The sequence below is a fragment of the Acidiphilium sp. 34-64-41 genome (assembly GCF_002282635.1).
Lineage (GTDB): Bacteria > Pseudomonadota > Alphaproteobacteria > Acetobacterales > Acetobacteraceae > Acidiphilium > Acidiphilium rubrum.
The window spans coordinates 1-9,155 of sequence record NZ_NCJX01000104.1 but is presented as its reverse complement, the minus strand read 5'-3'; the positions used below and the strand labels follow the sequence as shown (position 1 = coordinate 9,155).

Annotated in this window: 9 protein-coding genes and 1 pseudogene; 4 read left to right on the top strand and 6 right to left on the bottom strand. The window is 57.0% G+C overall.

The genetic code is table 11. From position 1 onward, the window contains the following. Window positions 1-400: 400 nt before the first annotated feature. The 6 genes from B7X49_RS16380 to pxpA form a co-directional block, all read right to left on the bottom strand. Complete coding sequence (locus B7X49_RS16380; RefSeq protein ID WP_286705331.1) at window positions 401-1,132, bottom strand: SDR family NAD(P)-dependent oxidoreductase; 732 nt, start codon at window positions 1,130-1,132, stop codon at window positions 401-403. Between the two features lie 68 nt (window positions 1,133-1,200). Then, window positions 1,201-2,172 carry a biotin-dependent carboxyltransferase family protein gene (locus B7X49_RS16375; RefSeq protein ID WP_286705332.1) on the bottom strand — a complete coding sequence of 324 codons (972 nt, stop codon included), beginning with the start codon at window positions 2,170-2,172 and terminating at the stop codon, window positions 1,201-1,203. Continuing rightward, the gene (locus B7X49_RS16370; RefSeq protein WP_286705333.1) at window positions 2,162-3,037 is read right to left on the bottom strand and encodes an allophanate hydrolase subunit 1; all 876 of its coding nucleotides are present in this window, start codon (window positions 3,035-3,037) and stop codon (window positions 2,162-2,164) included. The genes B7X49_RS16375 and B7X49_RS16370 overlap by 11 nt, the downstream gene beginning before the upstream one ends. Beyond that, a complete protein-coding gene (locus B7X49_RS16365; RefSeq protein WP_286705334.1) occupies window positions 3,037-4,422 on the bottom strand; it encodes an acetyl-CoA carboxylase biotin carboxylase subunit in 1,386 nt (461 codons plus the stop codon). Before B7X49_RS16365 ends, B7X49_RS16370 begins: the two co-directional genes overlap by 1 nt. Further along, entirely contained in the window at window positions 4,419-4,661 is a 243-nt protein-coding gene (locus tag B7X49_RS16360) for an acetyl-CoA carboxylase (protein WP_286840218.1), read from the bottom strand. The genes B7X49_RS16365 and B7X49_RS16360 overlap by 4 nt, the downstream gene beginning before the upstream one ends. Before the next feature lie 25 nt (window positions 4,662-4,686). Then, entirely contained in the window at window positions 4,687-5,466 is a 780-nt protein-coding gene (gene pxpA, locus B7X49_RS16355) for a 5-oxoprolinase subunit PxpA (protein WP_286705428.1), read from the bottom strand. A 280-nt stretch (window positions 5,467-5,746) separates the two neighbouring features. Between pxpA and B7X49_RS16350 the strand changes: the two genes are divergently transcribed. From B7X49_RS16350 to B7X49_RS16335, 4 genes and pseudogenes are all read left to right on the top strand, one after another. Continuing rightward, window positions 5,747-6,652: a LysR family transcriptional regulator gene (locus tag B7X49_RS16350; RefSeq protein ID WP_286705427.1), complete on the top strand. Its 906-nt coding sequence runs from the start codon at window positions 5,747-5,749 to the stop codon at window positions 6,650-6,652. A 437-nt stretch (window positions 6,653-7,089) separates the two neighbouring features. Continuing rightward, complete coding sequence (locus tag B7X49_RS16345; protein ID WP_408735601.1) at window positions 7,090-7,584, top strand: transposase; 495 nt, start codon at window positions 7,090-7,092, stop codon at window positions 7,582-7,584. Between the two features lie 117 nt (window positions 7,585-7,701). After that, window positions 7,702-8,814: a DSD1 family PLP-dependent enzyme gene (locus B7X49_RS16340; protein ID WP_286840211.1), complete on the top strand. Its 1,113-nt coding sequence runs from the start codon at window positions 7,702-7,704 to the stop codon at window positions 8,812-8,814. Window positions 8,815-8,932: 118 nt separating this feature from the next. Next, window positions 8,933-9,070: pseudogene (locus B7X49_RS16335) on the top strand (IS5/IS1182 family transposase); the annotation flags it as partial. Window positions 9,071-9,155 lie beyond the last annotated feature (85 nt).

Below are 9,155 nucleotides of genomic sequence, written 5' to 3'. Positions count from 1 at the left end.
GGCGGCGCCGAGGCGCCAACCTATGCCCAGCTTTATTCGGGAGCATGGGTCCACCCCACATGTAGTGGGTGTCTGACTTAACCGGATAGGCACGGAATGTTGCATCGCAGGGAGGAGCGTGCCGAGTAGCCCGTAATCAAAGACTGCGACAGTCCAAGCACAAAGAGCAAGTATTGTAACAACATCCGTCTCACGCTTAGTAAATGTTGAAAACCTTCTTTGTTCCCCTGGTTTAGGTAACGACAGGTTTAATCCAGTATCTATCGAACCATCCATAGCTGACTCCCTATTGTTACAGTTTTCGTGCTAGCCCGGCCGTATTCTTTTTCCTGTTCGCCTTTTTTTTGTCGGTCTGTGATTTTAGGTTTCTATAGTTAATGATTTTCCGATTATTAGTCTGTTATACCATCACGTCGCCTCCATTTGGATTAAGGGTGGCGCCGACATAGTAAGCACCGGCTTCAGATGCGAGCAGTACCGCCGTCGGAACTATCTCATCAACCTCTGCAGGACGCCCGATCGGGAGCTCGGCAAGCTTCCGTTGCCGCCACTCTAGGGGAATATTTTGCCATAGCGTCGTATTTACAGGACCGGGGCAGATCGCGTTAACAGTCACCCCGGCACTGATGACTTCGTATGCAAGCGAGCGGGTAAATCCGATCACCCCAGCTTTAGCCGCTGCATAATGTGCCATTTGCGGAGCACCCTTTTGAGCAAGCTGCGACGAAATATTGATTATTCGCCCCCATCCCTGACTTATCATGGGGGGAAGGACCGCCTGTGTACAGAGAAAAACGCTCCTCAGATTCACCTCAATCATTCGGTCCCATGTTTCGATTGTCATGTCTACAACTGAGGCATTTGTATCAATACCGGCGTTATTTACAAGAATGTCTATGCCACCGAGGGCGGCGACCGCCTCGTCCACAGCCCGCCGAACACCTTGAGGTTCTGAGACGTCTGCCACTATGGCTATGCCAGAACACTGCGCTGCAGCGGCATGGGCCGCGGCCGCGTTGAGATCGAGTACGGCTACGGTTGCCCCCTCTGCGGTGAAGCCCCGAGCGATCGCTTGCCCGATTCCTCCACCAGCGCCAGTAACCAAACAGCGTCGTCCTGCGAGTTTCAGCATTTCGAGCCAACCAGCGTAGATAGCATAGTTTTAATACCTCTGTTCACAACATGATTATTAGAAACGGGTCACAGGAGTTCGGCCCGAATCCGATCAATAAGATTTCGGCGATCGGCGCGGGCAAGAAGAGCCTGTTCCATGTTGACCTTGATGAAGCGAGTAGGCGTATGTGGTTGCAACTGGCCAATCAAATCCATATCAGCCGACACTACCGTGCCGAGCATAAAGTAACCACCGCCTGAGACCGCATCCCGGTGCAGAATGATCGGCTCGGTACCGCCAGGAACCTGGATAGATCCGTAGGGATAGCAGCTGTCGACTATGTTGGATGGATCCGACCCCGCACCGAATGGTTGTTGGCGTTCAACAAATTCGAGTTTACGGCCACCCCGGAAGCGGTAGCCCATGCGATCGGCTTCTGGCGCCACCTTCCACTCGTCATTGAAAAAATTGATCCCGGAGTTCTCAGTGATACGCTGCCAGTACAGTCCCGGAAGGACTCGCAGTTCTGCTGGCATGGAGGGTTTTCTGCGTAATTTTTCGGAAACGCTTCGCCCTGGCACAACACTCCGCGCTTCGCCGATGGGCAGTTTGTCACCGGCGGCGATTGCTCGCCCGCCAACGCCGCCTAGCGCACCGATCGCATACGTCGAGCGGCTGCCTAGCGCTTCCGGTACATCAATACCGCCCGAAACGGCTATATAAATACGTGCCCCCCCAACGAGGTAATCGAATTCGAGCACCTGCCCCGCCCGGATCTCGAACGCAGTCCAACCCGGTTTTTCTTCGCCGTCGACGCGCGCGGGCATCTGCGCGCCCGTGACTGCCACTATAGCATCGGAGGTGAATGCTAGTTTCGGTCCGATGAAAACCGCTTCAAGACAAGCAGCGCCTTCGTCATTGCCTACGAGAAGATTGGCTGCGCGCAACGACAGCCGATCCATCGCCCCGCCGATCGGAATGCCAAGATGGAAATACCCTGGCCGGCCTAGGTCCTGGACAGTTGTCGAGAGACCAGGGTGGAGGACCTCAATGGCCATTGAGCGCTCCCTCCAACTTCTTGTTATACGCGTCGATGTCTGACTGGAAGTCTCGCAGGTCAAAGCGGACGTTTGAAATCGGTGGCGCGAACTTTCCCGACTCAACGTCTGCGACCGCCTGATCGTACTCATCACGACCAATTGACCTGAACTTCACGATATCGCCTAGTTTAAAGAAGACCATAAAGTCATGCAAATATGAAGTTTTCTGGGTCGGATCAAAGATCGGCATAGGTGTGATACCGAACATCTGGTAGCCACCGGCGCCCCGCACAGAATAGATGCAGCTGAAACAGCCACCATATCCGACAGTAAGTTTCGGCGTATCAGTGCGCGGCCTGAGATATTTAGGCACTTCGATTTGCCGCTGCCGCTCAACCATCTGGTACATAAAGGGAAGCCCCGCAACGAATCCGACCATCGAGACGAACCAAGGCGAACCGGAGTGTGCGGCGATGAACTCGTCCACTGACGCATACTCATTGATGCGCGCCGCATATTCCAGGTCTGTCGCATTCGGATCCTGATGCCGCTCCCGGAACCGCATCAGCGTCTCGTGCGTCCAGGGATCGTTGTAGAAAACCGGAATCTCGATAATGCGTGTGTCGATGACCGGTTCGGTCTTCGCGGTCGCCGCCTCAATCGCCTTTACCTCCGCAAGGATATTTTCTGGCCTGATGATATCGGGATCAAATTTTACCTGCATGGAGGCATTCGCCGGGCAGATCTCCGTAACACCCCTGATGCTGGCTGCTCGAACACCCTTCGCCATCGACAAACTTTTGAAGAACGAGTCCAACGACATGTCCTCGCTGCATTCGACAAAAAGATGTTCGTCACCCCCAAAAGTGTAGCGCGCATCCATTAGGCGACCTCCCGTTTCTTGAGTTGGCGCACGGCCTCCTCGCTCTGAAGCCAGTTTTCCAAGAACATCGTGTCGAAACGGCCCGCCTTCACTGCGGCGTTTTCGGCCAGCGCCGCATGAAGCGACACTGTCGTCGGTAGGCCCTCGATCGTTAGGGCCGCAAGCGCCTTGCGCAGCCGGTCAAGTGCGATATCACGGTTCTCGCCCCAGACAATGAGTTTGCCGAGCAGCGAGTCGTAGTAGGGGGGGATGTGATAACCCTCGTATAGCATCGTATCGAAGCGTACCCACTCGCCTTCCGGAATAGAGAGTGCGCCGACGATGCCGGGAAACGGCATGAAGTTGTTTTCTGGATCTTCTGCGTTGATGCGGCATTCGATGGCATGGCCGGTCGCCTTCACGTCCGTCTGCGTCAGGCTTAGCGCCTCGCCTGAGGCGATACGCAGCATCTCGCGTACCAGATCAATTCCGGTGATCATCTCAGTGGTTGGATGCTCGACTTGGATTCGCGTATTGACTTCGATAAAATAGAAAGCTTCGGCGTCTTCGTCGTAGAGATACTCAACCGTGCCAGCCCCCCGATAGGACGCCTCGCGTGCGATCGCCACGGCACTCTCGCAAAGCCTGTTGCGCACCGCATCGGAAAGCATTACGGCTCCGGCTTCTTCCCAAACCTTCTGTCGGCGCCGCTGAAGCGAGCACTCGCGCTCGAAGCAGTGAACGAAACGTTCGCCGTCACCAAGTATCTGCACCTCGATATGCCGCGCATTTTTGACCAACTTCTCGACGTAGAGACCGCCATCACCGAACGCCGCTCGAGCCTCGGCTGAGGCTTGCGGAAACAGACGCTCAAACTCCTCTTCCGTCTGCGCGATGCGGATGCCTCGTCCACCGCCACCAGCCGCAGCTTTTATCATCACTGGAAAACCGCTCTCCGCGATCACATCCCGGGCCTCGGAAAGCGAGGATATGCGCCCGGCGCTGCCTGGCACCGTCGGCACACCCGCGCGGCGGGCAACTTCGCGCGCGGCAACTTTATCGCCCAGAAGGCGGATCGTATCACCGCTCGGCCCAACGAAAATGAGGCCGGCATGCTCGACCGCATCAGCGAAGTCCGCGTTCTCGGCGAGGAAACCGTAGCCTGGATGGACAGCGTCGGCTCCCGTTTTGCGCGCAGCATCAATGACAGCGGCGATATTGAGGTAAGACTTGGCGGCCGGTGGTGGTCCGATATTCACCGCCTCGTCTGCAATCCGCACAGCGAGCGAGTCGGTATCGGCGTCCGAATGGACTTGCACGCACCGCATTCCGAGCGATTTCGCTGCCCGATTGATCCGCACGGCAATCTCGCCTCGGTTGGCAATCAGGAGCGATCGGATGGTCATTCCCCAACCTCGGCAATCACTTGGCCAGCCATGACCGCCTCCGCGTCATCGACGAGGAAGACAATCCCCCTGCCGGTGACGCCGGCACGCACCTCGATGAACGTTTTCATCACTTCGACAAGCCCGATCGTATCCGACGGCTCTACATCCTCCCCTTCTTTCTTGAAGTCGGGCTTGTCGGGCGCAGGACGGCGATAGAACGTACCAGGAAGAGGGGACTTTATTTCAATCCTGCTCATGAAAATGCTCCATCGCAATCCGTTGTTAAGGCGTTGTACTTTCCGAAACTGGGGCGATACGGATACCTCCCGCGACGAGTACCTCGCGCATTCGTGACGCCAGCTCGAAGCACCCAGGTGTATCAGAATGAAAGCAGATGGATTCGAATTCGATATTGATGTCGCGGCCGGTCACCGCGCGCACTCGGCCTTCCTTGCAAGCCCGTAGGACCTTCTCTGAGACGAAGGCAGGGTCTAGTCTAATCTGGTCGCGGGTAAACACGATTGAACCGGATTCATCATAATCTCGGTCAGCATAGAATTCACGCACGATAGGATGCCCCGCCTCGCGGGCGAGACGTTCAGTCTCCGACCCGGCCATGCAGTAGATAAAAGCGTTAGGCGCCGCCTTACGCATGAATTGGACAAAGAACTGTGACAGGTCGCTGTTGACCGCCATCTCCATGTAAAGCGCGCCATGAGGCTTGACGTGCCTTAGCACCGCTCCGTGGCGACGAGCGAACTCGCGCAGAGCGCCCACCTGGTAAATCACGTCGTTGATGATCTCCGCCGTCGTGCCAGCGATAGTGCGCCTTCCGAAGCCCTGCAGGTCACGATAGCCGGGGTGCGCTCCAATCCCAACGCCGTAATCTACTGCGAGCTTCACCGTGCGGTCCATCAGATTGGGATCGCCAGCATGGAACCCTGCGGCTATGTTCGCCGAGCTGATAAGCGGCATCAAGTCCGCGTCATCAGCATCCCCGGCACGCCACCGTCCGAAAGATTCGCCCAAGTCACAATTTATATCAACGAATCCTCGTTCCACGCCATTCCTCCGTGAATGGAGCGACATATTTGCGTAGCTCCGTTACGACTTACTGCTCATTTTAGCGAGCATAGCGAACATTGAATAATACAATTATCAAAATCTGATTATCTGTTTTTCAGAACGTGACGCCGCTATATCGTCCCGATAGGGGCATCACACCCGGGGAATTCCCTACCTCGATCAACCCATCAGGATTCAGCGGATTGAGCGGACTCTTGCTAAGTCAGATCATTGACGGCCAATTATCTTAATATCTGAACGGGAAGGACAAGCCACGATGTCGCTAACTCTAAGGCAGATCCGCTATTTCGTGGCCACTGCGGAAATCGGCCGCGTGTCCCGGGCGGCCACGGAACTCTCAATCTCCCAGTCGGCGGTGACCACAGCGATCAAGGAGTTGGAGCTCATTGTCGGTCTCGACCTGTTTGATCGCACCCAACAAGGTATGGAACTGACAACCGCTGGCCGGCAGTTTCTGTCTCACGCGTATGATATTCTGGGCAAGATCGACGAGGCAACAAAACTGAGCGTAGAGACACGGGATCTGGAGGGAACCCTGACAGTAGCAGCGACCTACACAGTAATCGGCTATTTTCTTCCGTACCATCTCGAAAGAATTCGTAGAATGTTTCCAAGGCTCGACATTCGACTTTCCGAAATGAGTAGAGAATCGATCGAGGAAGGTTTGCTTGCAAACCGATATGATATCGCTGTCCTCCTGACATCAAATATCCTAAACAGCTCACTAACTACCGAAACATTACTCAGCTCGGCACGTCGATTGTGGCTGCCTGCCCGTCACCCCCTCCTTGATCGTGAGTCGGTAGGCCTGCGCGAGATTTCCGACGAACCATACATCATGCTGACAGTTGACGAAGCGGCACATAGCTCCCTCAAATACTGGAGTAGGTCTGCATTCCAACCATCCGTAAAGCTCCGTACCTCTTCAGTCGAGGCGGTTCGCTCTCTCGTCGCCAACGGCCAAGGTGTAGCGATCCTTTCCGATATGGTCCACCGTCCCTGGTCACTCGAGGGGAAACGCATCGAAACAGTCGTAGTTTCCGATCCCATACCTTCGATGGACGTCGGCGTTGCTTGGAGAAGGAATGCCGAATTCTCGCCACCAATGAACGCTTTTCGGACCTATTTCAGAAAAACCTACCATATTCCCAACAGTCGATAGCACATCAGTAATTTGACAGGTTAACCCTCGGCCCACATGGGCTAAGGAATTCCGACATTTGACCGGGTAGCGAGGAAGCGAAGCCCGCGGTCATTGAGGCGAAACGTGTCCATCCGGCACGCGTGGTTTTTTGGGTCCAGGTGGCTTATAGTAGCATTTCCAGCTCGGAAGACGTCCCAGGATTCAGGAAAACCATGCGAAAGAATAGGGCGGATGAGGGTTTTGTTGGCGGAGTGTTTTGCCTTTGGGCGTCGGGGCGATGGCCACGGCAGCCGGTAGCAGCGTGGCGTCGATCTCATCGGTTGCCGGCCGCCGACTGCCATCGCGAGCGTCGACCGGTTGAACGGTATGGGTGGGTTGCCGCTGCAAGCCCGACCAACGCCAGATTGAACAGTCGGCTGGCATCATGCACCTGGGTTTCTTCGTCCGGGCGGGCCTTGTTGCTGGAGATCAGAGACCTTGGCTACACCGGCAGCCTATCTCATCTGGGTCGACTGCTGGCGGGTTGGCACCGTGCCGGGCGCCCCGTTACGGTCGATGCCGCCACGACTGCCACGCCCAATTTGATCGATCCGTTGACCGGACATCTGGTTTCGCCGATCGTGGCCGCTGCATTGTGTGTCAAGCCGCGCGGCTTGCTGACGGAAGCCCAGGCTGCAAAAGTGGATGCGTTCAAGACAATATCTCCAGCATTCGCCACGTTGAGAGCATTGGCCATGCGCTTCCGGGGCATTCTGCGCGGCGGCGACGTCGAAACGCTCACCGTCTGGCTGCATGACGCCCACTTCACAACACTTTATGGTATTCGCCGTTTCGTCCATACGCTGCGCCAAGATTTGGCGGCGGTTGGCAATGCAATAACCGAAACCTGGAGCAACGGTCAGACTGAAGGTCAGATCAACCGACTGAAGACGCTGAAAAGGGCGATGTAAGGCCGTGCGGGCGTTGATTTGCTCCGTGCGCGAATGATCCCCCTCAGAGTCAACCCGAATCACACGAATTGAGGCAGAGCCCTTTAAGGGAAACTGACAGGCACAAAAAAGAAAGGGATGAGCATGCTGCAAAGACCTCCGGCCGAACCCGGCATGCACGAGGACGAAATAGACACGCCGGCGCTGATCGTCGATCTCGACGCGCTCGAAGCCAACATGGACCATATGGCCGCGTTCTGCGCCGCGAAAGGCGTTGGCCTGCGCGCCCATGCCAAGACGCACAAATCCCCAGTGATCGCCCGTTGGCAGATAGCCCGGGGCGCGGTCGGCCAATGCGTCCAGAAAGTGAGCGAAGCTGAAATTCTGGCTTGGGGCGGCGCTGCCGATATCCTGGTGTCAAACGAGATCGTATCGCCGCTGAAGCTTGCCCGGCTGGTGGCTCTGACCCGGATTGCCAAAGTGGCCGTCTGCACCGACAACTTTGCTGCGTTGCCGCTTTTGGAGGTGGCAGCCGGGGCTGCGGGTACGCGACTCAGCGTGCTGGTGGAAGTCGACGTCGGCTCTCGACGCTGCGGCCTTCCGCCGGGCGACCCGGTGGTCAATCTCGCCCGCCGTATCGCCGCAAGCCGGCACCTTATTTTCGGCGGGCTGCAGGCCTATCACGGCAGCGCCCAACACTACCGCACCCAGCCGGAGCGCCAGGCGGCCGTCGCCGCCGCGGTCGCGGCGGTTTCGCGGACCCTCGATGGGCTGCGGGCGGTCGGGCTTGAAGCAGCGATCGTTGGTGGGGCCGGCACCGGCACGTTTGAATTCGAGGCGGCGAGCGGCGTCTACAACGAGATTCAGGCCGGCTCTTACATCTTCATGGATGCCGATTATGGCCGTAACGAGCCGCGGCCGGATTTCCGCCAGTCTTTGTTCGTATTGAGCGCGGTGATGAGCGCGCAGTCTCGCAAGGCTGTGGTCGATTGCGGCCACAAGGGCATTGCGGTGGACAGTGGCATGCCGTTGGTCAGCGGCCGGCCGGGGATCGAATACACCGGCCCCTCCGACGAGCACGGCACGCTGACGTTGGACGCCTCTGCGGACAAGTTAGCAATCGGCGAGCGGTTGCGGCTGATCCCCGGGCATTGTGATCCGACGGTGGATCGATACGATTGGTATGTGGGATTGCGCGGCAAGCGTGTCGAGTTGGTCTGGCCTGTGGCCGCACGTGGCGCAATGAGCTGAATGCTTTGGGTGTGCGCACCACCGCCGAAATGACGTCGTCGGTCTGTAATGCCCGCCCCGAAGGACAATCTGAATGAGAGCCGCCCGCGGATTGTAATGGCAGTTTTCTGTAGGTTCCATCACCGATACGCTCGGCCATCTGGTTGGCGCCGATGTTCACCCGGTTGGCATCCAGGATCGCGATGGTGCTGTCGGTGTGATTGCCAGCATCCGCTTGCTGTATCCTTGGCTACTTTCACCTGGAGCTATGGCCGGAATTGGGTGATGGCTTCGTGAGAAAGGTGGCGTATCGAGGCGGGTGGAAGCCTGCCTGAACCTCTTGAAGGAGCGATACGCCTATG